The organism is Acinetobacter cumulans (assembly GCF_003024525.3).
In the GTDB taxonomy this organism is placed as follows: Bacteria; Pseudomonadota; Gammaproteobacteria; order Pseudomonadales; family Moraxellaceae; genus Acinetobacter; species Acinetobacter cumulans.
In genome coordinates this window covers 209,243-223,708 of record NZ_CP035934.2, presented here as the reverse complement: position 1 = coordinate 223,708, position 14,466 = coordinate 209,243, and the positions used below count along the sequence as shown (strand labels likewise).

Genomic DNA, 14,466 nt, shown 5'->3' with positions numbered 1-14,466 from the left:
TGTTAAACGGCAGCGGCACCACCAACGATCTCAGAAATTTCCTGAGTAATCGCGGCTTGACGCAGCTTGTTATAAATAAGTTGTAGGCTCTTGATGATTTCACCAGCGTTATCAGTTGCAGCTTTCATTGCAACCATACGAGCAGACTGCTCACACGCGATGTTTTCAATCACACCTTGATACACCACAGACTCAATGTAACGAACCAACAAGCCATTTAAAAGCTCTTCAGCTTCTGGCTCGTATAAGTAATCCCAACCGTATTGACGGTTAAGAGTCTTGTCTTCTTCAGCAGCAGCTAAAGGAACAAGTTGTTCGATTTTTTGGTTTTGAGTCATGGCGTTGACAAAGCCGTTAGACACTAGATAAATACGATCTAACTCGCCTTTATCAAATGCATCTAACATCACCTGTACAGAACCAGATAACTGTTCAAGACTCGGTGTATCGCCTACATTCGTAGTCGCACCAAGCACTTTACCGCCGTAGTTTTTAAAAAACGAAACCGCTTTTTGACCAATCAAAGCAAATTGAACTTCAATTGACTGCTCTTGTTGCTGTTGAACGTGTTTTACCACTTTCTTGAACAGGTTAATGTTCAAACCACCAGCAAGGCCACGATCTGAAGACACAATGATATAGCCAACGCGCTTAACAGGACGTTCAACCATATAACGGTGTTTATATTCAGGATTCGCTTGTACCAAATGAGCAATTACACGGTGCATATTTTCGGCATACGGACGGCCTTGAGCCATGCGCTCTTGCGCACGACGCATCTTAGAAGCTGCTACCATCTGCATCGCGCGAGTAATTTTCTGCGTGCTTTTGATACTAGCTACTTTGGCGCGAATTTCTTTTAAATTTGCCATACGCTTAACCTAGTATTCGAAGGCCCTTTCGAGCCCTCGAAGGTTGATTCCGTGAACCAAACCGACACTAAATCCAACTAAAGTTGAAATTAGTAAGTTTGAGTCGCTTTGAAGCTTTCAATACCTGATTTGAATGCTGCTTCGATTTCTTTATCCCAAGCACCAGACTCATCAATTTTTTGCATTAACGCTGCATTTTCTGAACGGAAGTAAGCAATAAGCGCAGCATCAAAGTCTACGATTTTCTTAACTTCAACGTCAGTCATATAACCTTCGTTAGATGCATAAACTGAAACAGCTTGGTCAGCAATTGAGTAAGGAGCATATTGTTTTTGCTTCATTAACTCAGTTACACGTTGACCATGTTCAAGTTGCTTACGAGTTGCTTCGTCAAGGTCAGAAGCGAACTGAGCAAACGCTGCCAATTCACGGTATTGCGCCAAAGCGGTACGGATACCACCAGACAATTTTTTGATGATCTTAGTTTGCGCAGAACCACCAACACGAGATACAGAGATACCCGCGTTCACAGCAGGACGAATACCTGCATTGAATAATGATGTTTCAAGGAAGATCTGACCATCAGTAATCGAAATTACGTTCGTTGGTACGAATGCAGATACGTCACCCGCTTGAGTTTCAATGATTGGCAATGCAGTCAAAGAACCAGTTTGGCCTTTAACTTCACCATTCGTGAATTTCTCAACGTAGTCAGCAGAAACGCGCGAAGCACGTTCAAGAAGACGAGAGTGAAGATAGAATACGTCACCTGGGTACGCTTCACGACCTGGTGGACGACGTAATAACAATGAAATTTGACGGTAAGCAACTGCTTGCTTAGACAAATCATCGTAAATGATAAGTGCGTCTTCACCGCGGTCACGGAAGTATTCGCCCATTGTACAGCCTGAGTACGGAGCAAGGAAAAGCATTGCTGCTGGATCCGCTGCCGCTGCTGCTACAACAGTTGTATACGCCATAGCGCCAGTTTCTTCTAGCTTACGTACAACGTTAGCGATAGTTGATTGTTTTTGACCAACTGCTACGTATACACATTTAATGCCAGAGTTTTTCTGAGCGATGATCGCATCGATCGCCATAGCTGTTTTACCAGTTTGACGGTCACCAATGATCAACTCACGCTGACCACGGCCTACTGGAATCATTGTATCTACTGATTTATAACCAGTTTGTACAGGTTCATCCACTGATTGACGCCAAATTACGCCTGGTGCTACTTTTTCAACAGCATCAGTAAGTTTTGCATCAATTGGGCCTTTACCGTCAATTGGGTTACCCAAAGCATCTACTACACGGCCTAAAAGTTCTGGACCAACCGGAACTTCTAATACACGACCTGTGCAACGAGCTTTTTGACCTTCTTGAAGGCTTAAGTAGTTACCTAAAACAACGACGCCCACTGAATCCTGTTCTAGGTTCAGTGCCATACCGTAAAGGCCGCCGTCGAATTCGATCATTTCACCGTACATTGCATCAGCAAGACCGTGAATGCGCACAATACCGTCAGATACCATAACAATGGTACCTTCGTTTTTAGCGGTTGCGCTGGTGTCCAGATCGCCGATACGCTGTTTAATGAGCGCACTGATCTCGGATGGATTCAGTTGTTGCATTGCGCTATACCTCAATCTTTATGTAAGTTCAGTCTTCTTACGCAGTAATTTTTAAAATAATTACGCTAGAAGACGAGTCCGCATTTTTTCAAGCTTATTAAGCGCAGAATCATCTATCACTTGGTCGCCTGCACGAATAACTACACCAGCAATTAACTCTGGTTTCACTTCAACAGTCACATTTACAGCTGCTTCGAATTTCTTCTCTAATGCATGTGTAAGTAATTGTTCCTGTACAGAAGTCAATGGGAATGCTGATTCAATCACAACATCCACAGTATTGTTATTCTGTGATTTGAGCTGTTCAAATTCCGCAGCAATCTCAGGAAGAAGTACCAAACGGTTGTTTTCAGCAAGCAATGTCAAAAAGTTTGACACTGCTGCAGTTTGGTCTTCACCTAAAACTTTTGCCAAAACAGACACCTGCTGTGCAGGAGTAAGCTCAGGACGATTTAAGTAAGCTGAAAATGCTTCGTCTTGTACTGTAGCACTGAGCAATTCAAGCGCAGTTGACCATGAGTCAGCTGCATTTTGCTCAGATGCGTAAGCAAATGCTGCTTTTGCATATGGGCGTGCCAACGTCAAGAGTTCAGCCATAATCTGCCTCTCTTAAAGTTTAGCAGCCAGCTGAGTCAGCATGGCATTGTGAGCTTCTGCATCAACTTGTTGGTTCAGAATTTTCTCTGCACCAGTAACTGCAAGAGCAGCAACATGTTGACGTAATTCTTCGCGTGCAGCATTGATATCTGTATCAACAGCTTCTTTCGCTTGTTGACGAATACGTTCACCTTCAGCAGATGCTTGAGTGCGAGCTTCTTCTACCAATTGTGCAGCGCGACGGTTCGCTTGTTCGATCAATTGAGCCGCTTGTGCTTTAGCAGCGTCTAATTCAGCTTTCACTTGAGCTTGCGCATCCGCAAGGTCAGCTTTTGCTTTTTCAGCCGCGTTTAAGCCATCAGCGATTTTACGCTGACGCTCACTAATCGCATTGATTAGTGGTGGCCATACAAACTTCATGCAGAATGCGACAAAAATCGCAAATGCAATCGCTTGGCCAATCAATGTGAGGTTGATATTCATTGCTATTCCTCAATAGTTTAATTTAGGAATTAAGCTGATTAACCTACAAATGGATTAGCGAAGATGAAGAACAAGCCAATACCAACACCGATCATAGGCACAGCATCAAGAAGACCCGCAATTAAGAACATACGAGTTTGAAGTTGTGGAGCCAATTCTGGTTGACGAGCAACAGCTTCTAAGAAACGGCCGCCTAGAAGACCAAAACCAATCGCAGTACCTAAAGCACCGAAAGCGATCAAGATAGCAGATGCAATTGCAACTAGACCTAAAGTGAGTTCCATGATAATTCCTCAGAGGTTAGGTTTATACCAAATTAAATTAAAAAATTGTGCGCCCAACTATCTTCGATAGTCAGGCAATACCATTAATGCTTTTCGCTAGCCATACTCATATATACGATAGTCAACATCATGAAAATGAATGCTTGTAACGTAATAACGAGAATATGGAAGATCGCCCAAGGCACAGACAACGCCCACTGGATCCAGAACGGTAGTAATGCGATTAAGATGAAGATTAACTCACCTGCATACATGTTACCGAACAGTCGAAGAGCCAATGAGATTGGACGTGCAATAAAAGTTACCAATTCAAGTAAAATGTTTACTGGAATCAGGATAGCTTTTAAAACTGGGTTACTTGGGTTAAATGGGTTAAGCGCAAATTCTGCACCAAATCCGACTAGACCTTTTTCACGGATACTATAGAAAATAGTTAACGCAAATACTGATAATGCCATACCAAGGGTAATGTTAGGATCAGTAGATGGAACGATTTTGAAGTAAACGTGGTGAGGGTCCATACCAAACACATTCGCGCCGATCAGTTGAGCTGTATAAGGAATCCAGTCAACAGGGATCAAGTCCATCAAGTTCATGAGGAAAATCCACACGAAGATGGTCAAAGCTAAAGGCGCAATCAAACGTGATTTGCCATGGAATGTGTCGCGGACACTTGAGTCAACAAACTCGATAATCATTTCGATTGCAGACTGGAACTTGGTTGGAACACCAGCGTTTGCAGCTTTCGCTACAATCCAGAACAACAAACAGAAAATAATACCAAGGCCGATCGACCAACCCATTGAATCCAAGTGAATAGCAGTGAACCCCATCTGTTGAGCTTCAGCGCCAGTCTCAGCCAACTTCCATGTACCGTCTGGCATTTTGCCATAGGTCATATTGGTCAAGTGGTGCTTGATATACTCGGTCGAAGTAAGGGCATGTTCTTCAGCAGCCATAAATCACACCTGGTCAATGTCAAAAAACTAATGGAAGTAACGAATATCGCGTGCTGCTTGATATCTCGTTAATTCCTGAAAAAACTTTTCAATTTCTACTGCGCTTAAACTCGTTTCTGTAGACGTGACGCCCAAAAAGGCGCAACCCACGACATGGCTTGAACGAGGATAAAACCACAAAACAATGCGGCCGGTGACAGTGGCTTTACATTGCTCAAAATCAAAATGAATCCAACAATCACTATTGCAAACTTGCCCATCATGCCACGATACATGTTGGACAGCACCTGCTTGGTTGCGCGGGCGCCAGCAGCTCTAAAAGACTGCCACGTAAAGTAGCAGCTAGCCAGCCAGCAGACCAGTGCACCCAAGGCTGCACTCAATGCCGCAGTAGAGTCTTTGAGGACCCACCCAATCAAGGCTGAAACAGGAATCATTACTGCTTGTAAGATGACTAAAGCTTTCGCTAATCGTCGATCAATCAAGCGACTAGTTCGGCTCATTTTTTGTACACTCACAGCAATTATGCTTGACAAGTTTAGCTGATGATTATTTTTAATCGCAGGCATTATAGAGTTACACCCTTGAACATGCAATCTTTTCCCGACCTAAGTCTGGTTTTTTTCAATCAATAATCCGCTTTTAATCTAATCAATAACTGATTATTTTTTGCATCATTTTCGTGCATTTAGCACACAATTTTGTGTTTGTTCTGCAAGTTGCTTCCAGGCGAGCAAGAAATCATTCTGACCAGCCATGCTTTCATCTACAGCCTCAAACACTGTCGCACCCAGCTTTTGGTATTGATTTTTACTGGCATGGCCTTCCGCTAGTAAGCACATTTTGCTTTGTGGTCGGCTATCGTTTAGAAATTTGATTTGTGCAAGTGTTGGCGCAATATGTGGATCATCGGTCATTGCACCCGAAAATTTTAAATTGAGTGAACGTTCGAGGTATTGATAAGCATCATGATAGGCCCAATACGGTTGAGCCTTAGCACTTTTGTTTAAACGTTGCGCATTCAAAAGCATTTCATGTGCAAAATTACGGGCATTGGCCCAATATTTTTCACGATTGGCAGGCTTCTGCTGTGAACGTAGTGCCGCAATAAAAAAGCCGATACGTACAGCGTTATTTGGCTCTAACCATACATGCGTATCAACCGTATTCGGCAATGCCTGTCCACGTGGATTTCGTAGCGGAAAAGTGGTGACTATGCCTGAATCGAGTATCGCAATACTTCGATCATTATTGGCAAGTAGTTTTTCTAAGGGCGCTTCATGTGCCTTACCTAACCAAAGCACCAATTCTGCATCTTGTACAATTTTACGGTGTGCTGGCGTTAAGCTGACATCATGACCTGTTTGGTTTTCTAATAATAAGGTTGGCTCCTCTACCCCTTGTGTGACTTCCTTTGCAATCAAATAAATTGGGTGTGTTGATACGACTAGGCCTTGAGCCCAGCTCATCGAACTAAAAAGTGCAACCGCACAAAATGCAAGGAAACGGGACATGAGGGAGACTACATAAAATCAGAAGTGTTATAATATAACAAAATTGTAAAAATACCTACGCCTGATCGTAAGTTGATGCGCTTCATGTTAAGATTTAATGTCTTTTTAAATTTTCAGTTTTGCACTTGAGGGTAGCTATGAGCACTTGTTCACACGAACATCACAATGCACTACATGGCGTTCATGACCACCATAACGTTGCACAACGTCTGGCTGAAGCTGAACAATTATGTGCTTCTACTGGTGCACGCCTCACCCCTTTGCGTAAGGAAGTGTTGGAACTGATTTTAAATGCGACTGCACCAATGGGCGCTTATGATTTATTGGCCAAAATAAAAAGTGAATCAGACCGGCCTGCTGCCCCACCAACGGTTTATCGCACCCTAGATTTTTTATTAGAAAAAGGCTTAATTCACCGTCTTACGTCAATTAATGCCTATATCCCCTGCTGTCATCCACGTGAAGGACATCAAGCTGCTTTTTTAATTTGCACCCAATGTAAAGTCGTTAAAGAAGCATCTGCTCAAGGTCTACTTCACCAATTAGAGCAATTGTCAGCATCGGACGAATTTACTGCTCACCACAGCATTATTGAAATTTCAGGACTTTGTCAGCAGTGTCGTCTTCAACATTAAGCCCAGCTATTCTGGCAGAGCTCAATCAAGTTTCTGTTCGCATTGATGAACGCGATATTTTAAAACATGTCGATTTCACCTTGCATCAGGGTGAAATTGTGACCTTAATTGGTCCCAATGGCGCAGGAAAATCGACCTTAATTAAAGTACTTTTAGGGATTATTCAACCGAACTCAGGCAAGATTCATACACAGCCCAAGTTAAAATTTTCCTATGTACCCCAAAAATTTAACCCCTCTCATAGCCTCCCCTTGCGTGTTTGCGACCTACTTGCTTTAGAAAAATGTGACGCTACCACCAAGCAAGAGATTATTCGGGATACAGGCATCGCCAAGTTACAACAGTCCAAAGTTCAACAGCTCTCAGGTGGTGAACGTCAACGGGTGTTACTCGCACGTGCGCTCTTACGTCGTCCTGATGTATTGGTTTTAGATGAACCGATGCAAGGCTTAGATATTCAATCCGAAGCAGAACTCTATGACTATGTACGGAGTTTACCTGCTAAATATGGCTGTGCAGTGTTAATGGTCTCTCATGACCTACAATGGGTGATGCAAGGAACACATCGAGTTGTATGTTTAAACAAGCATATTTGCTGTAGCGGTCTCCCTGAGAATGTGCAACAGCATCCTGAATATCAAGCGATCTTTGGCAACAACCGTGTGTTCTATCAACATCATCATGATCACTGCGCCCATGGTGATGCAGCAACGCCTTGTCAGCATGATGCGCGCCCACATATTCACCCTGAACCTGAGGCATAACCCATGATGGAATGGCTACAACTGCTTTTACCCGCATGGATTATGGGCACGCTTTTGGTGTTTTTAACCGCACCACTTGGATGTTTGATGCTGTGGCGTCGTATGTCCTTTTTTGCAGACACGATGGCGCATGGCACTTTATTAGGTGTTGCCATTGCAGGTGCATTAAGTTTACCCCTTTGGGTTGGTGTGGCTTTATTGGCAATGATGTTGGTCGGAATTTTATGGGTTTTGCATGATCCGCGCTTACCCAATGATGCCCTACTCGCTCTATGTTCTGCGACACTACTTTGTTCGGGGCTTTTGTTCATTCAACACCTGCCGAGCTTACGTCCAGAATTACTCAGCTATTTATTTGGCGACCTACTGACCATTGGCTGGTCGGATTTACCTGTATTTGCAGTTGTGATTAGTTTGGCTTTGGTGGTGTTATTCAAGCATTGGCAAGCACAAATCCAAATTGCGATTGATCCAGACATGGCAGTCAGTGAAGGTGTTAATGCAAAATGGCAACGCCTAATTTTTATGTTGTTACTGGCTTTATTTACCGTCTTGGCCTTACGTGCTGTCGGCTCGTTATTAATGGGAGCACTCTTGGTAATCCCTGCCCTGACGGCACGTTTACTCGCACACTCACCTAAACAGATGGTGATTTGGGCATTTGGAATAGCGCAAGTTGGGGTGACTGTCGGCTTATGGTCGAGTGCGGGTTTAAACATCTCAACAGGTCTGAGCATTGTGCTGACCATGTCGATATTATTTGCACTTATTTTTGCGATGCAGAAAATAAAAAAAATCGCCTAAGCTTAAATCTAAAAAAACTGCTTTCGGGCAGTTTTTTTATACCTATATAAAGGCTATAACTCTATTTATTCAAAATACAAACTTCACCGCTCATGGACATTACTGATTTTCAGTTACTTGCTCGCTATAACATTTGGGCCAACCAACGCTTATATGCCTGTTTAAATCACATATCAGATGATGACTTTTATAAAGATTGTGGCTTATTTTTTAAAAGTATTTTGGGAACATTAAATCATTTATTGGTTGGCGAGCACTATTTATGGTTTCCTCGCTTTCAAAATGGTTACTCGGCTCAACTAGCGCTTCATCATATTGTGCATACAGAACGTCAGCCTCTTATTGATGAACTCAACTGGCGTGCTGAAAATTGGCTTCATTTTTTAGACCAGTTGGACCCTTTACGCCTGAATAGTCAATTAAATTACATAAGCTCAACCGGACATTCGATCTGCCTACCTTTTGCACCCACTTTACTACATGTGTTTAATCATAGTACACATCACCGTGGACAAATAACTGCCGCGCTTACCAGCATGGGATATGGCTGCCCTGAATTAGATTTGATTTATATGCTACTTGAAGAATCAAAAAATGACGCATGAGCATGATTGTATTAAAGGCTATTTTTTAATTTATAGAAGCGAAATTCTGGATTAAACAACCCAATCAAAAATAAGATGGAAAAGCCTATCCAAAAGAACCATGCCATCATAATCACTTGGTCTTTGCTCCATTCTTCAGATTGAGAGGAGCTAAAGAAAAACCATGTTTTCCAGCCCTGAATATAGGCTGCACCGCCCCACGATATAATCCATTTTGTCAGGATGCAATGTAAAATATAAATTAAGATCCAAAGTCCTGTAGACATTGTTTTTTCTACTTATTTTATTCAATAAACCTCAAATATATCAGCTCAATCTATACAGTAACAAGACCTTATCTTTAAAGCATAGGCGTATAAATCATTGATGTACCAAGCTGAGTAAACTAGCTGCGCAGGTAAACAACACAGCAAAAGTCCGATTCATATACTTTTGTTGCTTGGGTGATTTTAAGAGTCTTAATACTTTGGCAGCTAAACCGGTATAGCCAGCCATCACGATCAAATCGATACTAATCATGGTCATGGCCATAATGCTATATTGTGGCCACTGCGGTTGGGTTAAATCGATAAATTGAGGTAAAACTGCCAATAAAAAAACAATCGCTTTAGGATTGCTCATATTGACAAAGAAACCGTATAACACCAATTTACCACGTGATTTATTGGGTAAATCATTTTGAATATCAATAGACTGTGTAGGTGCAGTCCACTGTAGATAAGCCAAATACAGCAAATATAAAACACCAAACCATTTCACAAGCAAAAATGCCCAAGGTGTAGTTGCAAAAAGTACCCCTGCCCCTGCAGCCACAATGCCTATTTGTACTAATAACGCAACTTGCAAGCCCAGCGCATTCCAATAGCCATGTTTAAAGCCATAGTTTAGACCGCTCGACATAGATGCGATTGCACCCGCGCCAGGAGAAATACTAATCACCCAACATGCCAGCATAAAAGCCAGCCAGATTTGGAAGGACATTGTTGATGTACTGTTTTTAAAAGTGAAACAATTATATGATATTTACAGTTTTATGGGCCGATAATCGAGCAATAAAAATACGTGATTAGGCTACCCACTCTACGGTTGATAGGGCACAATAGAATGAGCTACGCAAAAATTCAAAATTTTAGGAGCCATGCATGACCGCTCAATCTGTTATTTTACCGCTACCCTCAGATCATGCGCGTTTTATTGTTCTTCGTTTAAATGATTTAAGCATTGAAGAATTAAAAGAAAAACTAAACGATTTATTTGATACACGTGACCGCCTGATCACGCAGCATCCTCAAGCAGAAATTAAAACAGCTGTCGCATTTGGCCCTGAGCTTTGGGCAAAGCTTTATACTGAAACACCAGTAGGTTTTAAACAATTAGATCCTATTGCTGGTTCATTTAATATGCCTGCTGCACCAGCAGATGTATTTATCCATATTGCAGCACAGCGTACAGATATTTGCTTTGCGCTGAGCCAAGCATTCTTTGATGGTATTCAAGATAAAGTTGAAGTACTGGATGAACGTGTGTGCTTCCGCAATTTTAATGGCCGTGATTTAACCGGCTTTATTGACGGAACTGAAAATCCGCAATTTCCAGATGATCGTGCTGAAACAGCATTGCTAGCTGAAGATGCTGGCGTATTTGCCAATGGCTCTTTTATTTTTGCACAGCGTTATGCGCATAATTTGGATAAGTGGAAAAAGCTGAAAGTCGATGCGCAAGAGCATGTGATTGGCCGTACTAAACTTGAGTCTATTGAGTTAGATGAAGATGAACAGCCTGAAAACTCGCATGTGTCACGTACAGTTGTAGAAGATGGTGAAGGTGAAGAAATGGCAATTTTGCGTCATTCACTCCCTTATGGCGATGGCCGTGGCGATCAAGGCTTGTTCTTTGTGGCATATACCAATGATTTAAGCATTATCGACAGCATGTTGGTACGCATGTTTGGCACCAGTGGTGATGGCATTCATGACCGCTTACTTCACTTTGTGACACCAATGGATGGCGCTTATTACTTTGCACCGAGTGAAGATTTGCTAGAAAAAGTATTGGAAGGTTAAATAAATAAAGCCGACGAAAGTCGGCTTTTATATAAAAACTACTTAAACTGATATATGATTTTTTTAGAATTTTGATAATACGTCATTATTGAATTATTATCTATTTCTACTCTATTGTTTAAATATATAAATTTTTCATCAACTAACTTATTATTTTTAACTTGCATAACTCTTAAATTTGGTCCACTTTCATCTTCAAAAGGTGAAATTATTAATTGAAATCGACCTCTATCTAGAACTATACTTGGTCCATCTGATAGGTTTACGAAGTCATACTTTTTAAACAGTTCTTTTGTTTCTATTAAATTTAGACCAGAGCACTCTTTTGTCTTTTTTGAAATACATTTCAAATGCACATCAGAATCATATTTTTTTGATACTGTATTTTTTTCACTACCTATAATTTCAGGATCTGTTTTTATTTTTTTAAAACTATCATTTTTGAATATATAACATTCATTTTCAACATTTATATTATTATCATCACTAGCATAAGTAGTTCCAGAAATACAAACTTCATTTGAGGATTTAGAGAACTTAATTTCAGGATTTTCATTAATTAAAACTTCCAATCTAGAATCCACAAAATTACCAACGATTTGTTGCAAAGGGTATATTTTTCCTTTTGATGAATCTATGACAACAATTGCTTTTACATTTCTACTATCACCTTTACCGGTATATCTATCTTCATTTAATATTATAAGTATTTTGTCATTTGAAAAATTAGCTGTGCTTGCCATTTTTTGATTATAAATTTTTATTTTTTCATTAGTACAAAAGTTTACTTTAATTTTTTCTACATTACATGAACTAACATTATCAGATTTTAGACTATCTTTAATAAATGATGATTCCTCTCTCGAATAAGAAAAACTAGAATTTAATAATCCAAAAATTAAGAAAAGGAACAATTTGGTTAATTTCATTTTTAAACCTATTTTGATGAATGATATGCTTTAATTTTTTCAAAAATTTCTTTTACCTTAGCTGTTGAATGTGAATTAGCTCTATTTGTACCAGATTGGTGATAGCCTACCGAACCATCAGAAATAACGCCAAATTTATTCTTACTACCTTTAGGTAAAGCTATTGAAGCCCATTCTTGCGCTGCATCATATTGAGCATCAGTTAAATTACCTTTTCCATTTCGAACAAATTCATATAAACTTTCGCTTGGCATAAACCTGCTCCACCATTGGAATCCACTGACTTCTAATATCGGCTTTTCAGCCTTAATTGAAATTATCTGCTTATTATTTTCTCTAATAATACTTTGCTCTGCACTTTGATTTCCATCCAAATATAGATTAACTGGTTTACCAATTTTTCCTTTATGTATTTTTGTCATATGTCAGCATAGTAAATATAGCATCACCTACATCTACTAGATTATTTGTATCTACATCACTAACTGACAAATGATTTTAAAAATTATCAGCTGTATGTTAAGACGTATGTTTGGCACCAGCGGCGATGGTATTCAAGACCGTTTACTTCACTTTGTTACACCTATGGATGGCGCGTATTACTTTGCGCCGAGTGAAGATTTGCTGGAAAAAGTGTTGGAAGGGTGATTAAATGAAGCCGACGAAAGTCGGCTTTTCTTCATAAACTTAGCAACCTAAGGCTTTGAATAATCTTGATCATGACAATTATTAATAGTGTCAAAATCTAAATATATGGCATCATGAAAAATTTTTAATTTTTTATTTGGTGAATCCCAAATATTAAAATGAGAACCTTCTAATGAATAACACATATCAATAAAATCTTCCTTACCATCTTGATTTAAATCTAATGCTACAATTTTTCCTTTTTTTGTTTTAAAAAAATATTTTCTTCACCCACAACAAAATAATCTACAACACCAGAATCAGGTTTCTCATCTAAACCATAAAAATAAGAAAAAATTCTTTCTAATGATGATCTATTCATAGCTTTTATACATTCGTCATTAGGTGATAAGTTTATTTTTACTTTCTCATACACAATATTTTTAACATGTCCATTTTCATCATCCAATTCAAATTTAACCAACACCGGACTTGCGTTATTTATCGGCTGATTACTAGCAATACAACTAAAATCTAAGGACTAAACCCGACCAACATCATAATTCAATTTGCTTTTATATTTTAAATGCTGATTAGAAACATCTGTTTTTTGCTCAGATTAAATAACTTTTGCATCTTTATTTGAGCTGCATGAAATAAAAAAACAATAAGGATATATATAAATAATTTATTCACAATTTAATACCCATCATGAAACCAGTGGGGTTTATCACTACTACCAAAACACATTAAATTCCCTACCAAAGTATTTACAATAAATTTTTTACTATTTAGCTAATCCAGTTTTAAATTCTTATTGTTTCCAGATTCATCTTTATAAAACAAATTAAAATTTTTATCGATTGAATAAAAACTACCTATGTTTTTAACATCAACATTTGGTTTAATTTTTAATAAATAAAAAAATGTATTGGAATCATTGTCTGTATCTTGGTATTTTTCACCAATGATGTATTGAGAACCACCAACACTTGGAAGAAACTTAATTCCATCTAAATTCAAGTTTTTAATTTTTTGGTTATTAAAAATCCCTACAATTTCAGGTGACATACTTTTTATATCATTTAGCATATAAACGTGATTTTCAATAGAACTCAGCTTTTCACATTTACTTGTTGAGTTCATTTTCGAACAATTTATAAAATAATCTGAAGATGTTGGCAATATTATTTCTTTAACATCTGTATTTTTATTTTTTGAAGAAACCCCATCTAGAAGCTCCGTAGATTTTAATTTAAAATCACCATTTTCATATTGATAACATACTTTAGATTTTCTATATGAGTTTTGAAATTGGTTAACATTTCCACTCAAACAAAGTACATTATTATTATTTTCAAAATCCACATTTTTTATACTCTTCAATGATGTTACTGAAACTGGTAATGTATACACCTTACTTTTACTCAATTCAATAACAAAAAAATAAGAATTTCCATTATATTTAAAACTATCAACATATTTATTATTATAAAAATTGGATTTTTTTTCTTTTAAAATTTTATTATATAATTCTAAATATTTTTTCTCACAAAAATTCACACTATCAAAATCAAATTTACAATCATGAACATCACTTGCTTCAATAACATTAGCATTACTAATTGAAAAAGCCCCAACTGATGCTATTAATAACGAGTATATACAGACATTCAGACGTTTAAATAATTTCATT

The 14,466-nt window shown here is 38.8% G+C and carries 19 protein-coding genes and 1 pseudogene; 6 read left to right on the top strand and 14 right to left on the bottom strand.

Translation table 11 applies throughout. The annotated features are described in order from the left end of the window. Positions 1–2: 2 nt before the first annotated feature. The 8 genes from atpG to C9E88_RS00965 all read right to left on the bottom strand — a co-directional run bounded on the left by atpG (position 3) and on the right by C9E88_RS00965 (position 6,343). Positions 3–872 carry a F0F1 ATP synthase subunit gamma gene (gene atpG / locus C9E88_RS01000; RefSeq protein ID WP_106985312.1) on the bottom strand — a complete coding sequence of 290 codons (870 nt, stop codon included), beginning with the start codon at positions 870–872 and terminating at the stop codon, positions 3–5. Between the two features lie 89 nt (positions 873–961). Beyond that, a complete protein-coding gene (atpA, locus tag C9E88_RS00995) occupies positions 962–2,506 on the bottom strand; it encodes a F0F1 ATP synthase subunit alpha (protein WP_106985311.1) in 1,545 nt (514 codons plus the stop codon). A 60-nt stretch (positions 2,507–2,566) separates the two neighbouring features. Further along, on the bottom strand, positions 2,567–3,103 hold the full coding sequence (locus tag C9E88_RS00990) for a F0F1 ATP synthase subunit delta (RefSeq protein WP_106985310.1): 537 nt from the start codon (positions 3,101–3,103) through the stop codon (positions 2,567–2,569). 12 nt (positions 3,104–3,115) lie between these two features. Continuing rightward, positions 3,116–3,586 (bottom strand): F0F1 ATP synthase subunit B, encoded by a 471-nt coding sequence (locus tag C9E88_RS00985; RefSeq protein ID WP_106985309.1) that lies wholly within the window; start codon positions 3,584–3,586, stop codon positions 3,116–3,118. Between the two features lie 38 nt (positions 3,587–3,624). After that, a complete protein-coding gene (atpE, locus tag C9E88_RS00980) occupies positions 3,625–3,870 on the bottom strand; it encodes a F0F1 ATP synthase subunit C (protein WP_000424060.1) in 246 nt (81 codons plus the stop codon). Positions 3,871–3,953: 83 nt separating this feature from the next. Beyond that, positions 3,954–4,829 (bottom strand): F0F1 ATP synthase subunit A, encoded by an 876-nt coding sequence (gene atpB / locus C9E88_RS00975; protein WP_106985308.1) that lies wholly within the window; start codon positions 4,827–4,829, stop codon positions 3,954–3,956. A 104-nt stretch (positions 4,830–4,933) separates the two neighbouring features. Next, a complete protein-coding gene (locus tag C9E88_RS00970) occupies positions 4,934–5,332 on the bottom strand; it encodes an ATP synthase subunit I (protein WP_106985339.1) in 399 nt (132 codons plus the stop codon). 171 nt (positions 5,333–5,503) lie between these two features. Next, complete coding sequence (locus tag C9E88_RS00965; protein ID WP_106985307.1) at positions 5,504–6,343, bottom strand: metal ABC transporter solute-binding protein, Zn/Mn family; 840 nt, start codon at positions 6,341–6,343, stop codon at positions 5,504–5,506. A 137-nt stretch (positions 6,344–6,480) separates the two neighbouring features. Here C9E88_RS00965 and C9E88_RS00960 point away from each other — a divergent pair, with 137 nt between their 5' ends. The 4 genes from C9E88_RS00960 (at position 6,481) to C9E88_RS00945 (ending at position 9,151) form a co-directional block, all read left to right on the top strand. Further along, positions 6,481–6,978 carry a transcriptional repressor gene (locus tag C9E88_RS00960; RefSeq protein WP_106985306.1) on the top strand — a complete coding sequence of 166 codons (498 nt, stop codon included), beginning with the start codon at positions 6,481–6,483 and terminating at the stop codon, positions 6,976–6,978. Beyond that, on the top strand, positions 6,960–7,742 hold the full coding sequence (gene znuC / locus C9E88_RS00955) for a zinc ABC transporter ATP-binding protein ZnuC (protein ID WP_106985305.1): 783 nt from the start codon (positions 6,960–6,962) through the stop codon (positions 7,740–7,742). The genes C9E88_RS00960 and znuC overlap by 19 nt, the downstream gene beginning before the upstream one ends. A 3-nt stretch (positions 7,743–7,745) precedes the next feature. Then, on the top strand, positions 7,746–8,546 hold the full coding sequence (znuB, locus tag C9E88_RS00950; protein WP_106985304.1) for a zinc ABC transporter permease subunit ZnuB: 801 nt from the start codon (positions 7,746–7,748) through the stop codon (positions 8,544–8,546). A gap of 92 nt (positions 8,547–8,638) precedes the next feature. Beyond that, on the top strand, positions 8,639–9,151 hold the full coding sequence (locus tag C9E88_RS00945) for a DinB family protein (RefSeq protein ID WP_106985303.1): 513 nt from the start codon (positions 8,639–8,641) through the stop codon (positions 9,149–9,151). Between the two features lie 11 nt (positions 9,152–9,162). Here C9E88_RS00945 and C9E88_RS00940 read toward each other — a convergent pair whose 3' ends face one another. Further along, a complete protein-coding gene (locus C9E88_RS00940) occupies positions 9,163–9,417 on the bottom strand; it encodes a hypothetical protein (protein WP_106985302.1) in 255 nt (84 codons plus the stop codon). Positions 9,418–9,511: 94 nt separating this feature from the next. Beyond that, on the bottom strand, positions 9,512–10,132 hold the full coding sequence (locus C9E88_RS00935; RefSeq protein ID WP_106985301.1) for a LysE family transporter: 621 nt from the start codon (positions 10,130–10,132) through the stop codon (positions 9,512–9,514). A 161-nt stretch (positions 10,133–10,293) separates the two neighbouring features. Between C9E88_RS00935 and C9E88_RS00930 the strand changes: the two genes are divergently transcribed. Then, positions 10,294–11,214, top strand: coding sequence for a Dyp-type peroxidase (locus C9E88_RS00930; RefSeq protein ID WP_106985300.1), 921 nt, complete (start codon positions 10,294–10,296; stop codon positions 11,212–11,214). 38 nt (positions 11,215–11,252) lie between these two features. Here C9E88_RS00930 and C9E88_RS00925 read toward each other — a convergent pair whose 3' ends face one another. Further along, the gene (locus C9E88_RS00925) at positions 11,253–12,143 is read right to left on the bottom strand and encodes a hypothetical protein (protein ID WP_106985299.1); all 891 of its coding nucleotides are present in this window, start codon (positions 12,141–12,143) and stop codon (positions 11,253–11,255) included. A gap of 8 nt (positions 12,144–12,151) precedes the next feature. Next, positions 12,152–12,565, bottom strand: a complete 414-nt coding sequence (locus C9E88_RS17725; RefSeq protein WP_227865833.1) for a hypothetical protein — start codon at positions 12,563–12,565, stop codon at positions 12,152–12,154. 76 nt (positions 12,566–12,641) lie between these two features. Here C9E88_RS17725 and C9E88_RS00915 point away from each other — a divergent pair. Next, a pseudogene (locus C9E88_RS00915) lies at positions 12,642–12,791 on the top strand (Dyp-type peroxidase); the annotation flags it as partial. Between the two features lie 226 nt (positions 12,792–13,017). Here C9E88_RS00915 and C9E88_RS00910 read toward each other — a convergent pair. Next, entirely contained in the window at positions 13,018–13,239 is a 222-nt protein-coding gene (locus C9E88_RS00910; RefSeq protein ID WP_137287897.1) for a hypothetical protein, read from the bottom strand. Between the two features lie 326 nt (positions 13,240–13,565). Continuing rightward, positions 13,566–14,465 (bottom strand): hypothetical protein, encoded by a 900-nt coding sequence (locus tag C9E88_RS00905; RefSeq protein ID WP_137287898.1) that lies wholly within the window; start codon positions 14,463–14,465, stop codon positions 13,566–13,568. Position 14,466 lies beyond the last annotated feature (1 nt).